This is a genomic window from Vibrio sp. 2033 (assembly GCF_033339735.1).
Genome location: NZ_JAWOVC010000107.1, coordinates 1 through 1,135 on the forward strand (window position 1 = coordinate 1; position 1,135 = coordinate 1,135).

Annotated in this window: 1 protein-coding gene and 1 pseudogene; one reads left to right on the forward strand and one right to left on the reverse strand. The window is 47.2% G+C overall.

Going from position 1 to position 1,135, the window contains the following annotated elements:
• Positions 1-2 precede the first annotated feature (2 nt).
• Positions 3-851, forward strand: a complete 849-nt coding sequence (locus tag R7P74_RS24915) for a DMT family transporter (protein ID WP_318123318.1) — start codon at positions 3-5, stop codon at positions 849-851.
• Positions 852-923: 72 nt separating this feature from the next.
• Here the strand turns inward: R7P74_RS24915 and R7P74_RS24920 are convergent.
• Positions 924-1,135 (reverse strand): annotated as a pseudogene (locus tag R7P74_RS24920) (SAM-dependent methyltransferase); the annotation flags it as partial.

Below are 1,135 nucleotides of genomic sequence, written 5' to 3' on the forward strand. Positions count from 1 at the left end.
CGGTGCTTTCGGACTCTCTGATCAAAAGTGTCGCGAATGACGTGCCGCTGTTTCAGTTTGTCTTTTTTCGACAAATATCAGCGGTTACGTTCCTCCTTCCTGTCTGTTTGTTAGCAAAACAAACCAACTTTATGGAAGGATTTAAATGGCATGCGGTTCGTGCTCACGTGTGGCTGTTGGGCGCGGTATTTATGGTCATGGCGATCTCATCTTTACCGCTCGCAACTGCGAACGCGATCTTTTATGCCGCGCCATTAATCATGCTCCCTCTCGCTGCGATTTTTTTCGGTGAACAGCTATCTAAACAATCGGTCGCTGCGGCGGTAATGGGATTTGCAGGGGACTTGGTGATTATTAGCCCAGATCACATTGATTGGGCAGCAATCTCAGCGTTTGTGGTCGCGTTAACGTTAGCCGTTAACAATCTGTTGATTCGTAAGTTGCCAAAAAACCAATCAGTGATGCAAACCTTGCTGATGACCAACTTGGCCGGTATTCCGGTCGCGTTGCTGTTGGTGCTCATAGAGGATCAGCCTTGGCAATGGGACGCGTTCCCTGTCGCGGCAGGGTCAAGTTTGTTCATTATGATCTATGCGGCGACTTGTGTGCTGGCGTACCGTTCTATCGATAGCAACAAAATCGCGAGTGCAGAATACAGCGGTTTGATTGGTGCGGTTGTCGTTGGCTTTATTTGGTTTGGTGAAATACCAGATATTTTCATGGCCATCGGTACGGTGATGATCGTGGTGCCACTGATCTGGCTATCGAAACGCGAGCGTCGCAAGCAGAAAGAACATGCTCAGCTTCAGGCTCAAAAGGAGCACAAGCAGCAACAAGCACACGTTGCTTAATAAAGCCTACAAAACAAAAACCGAGCTTTCTGTGCTCGGTTTTTTTGTTGGTATCGAGAATCGAATAAGCCGCTAGGTTGTTCTTACGTAGGCAACCACGTGAGATAAAAACTGCATGGCATAACGTTCATTGAATCGCATTCTATATTCGTGCTCGGCTTCAGAAACAAAACGCCAGTCTTCACCAAAATACGCTTTGATGTCATCGACTGCTTCTGCCCGATCCTTAATATGCTTAGCATTCCATTGATATGTGCAGGAAACAACAAGTACGCCACCGATTC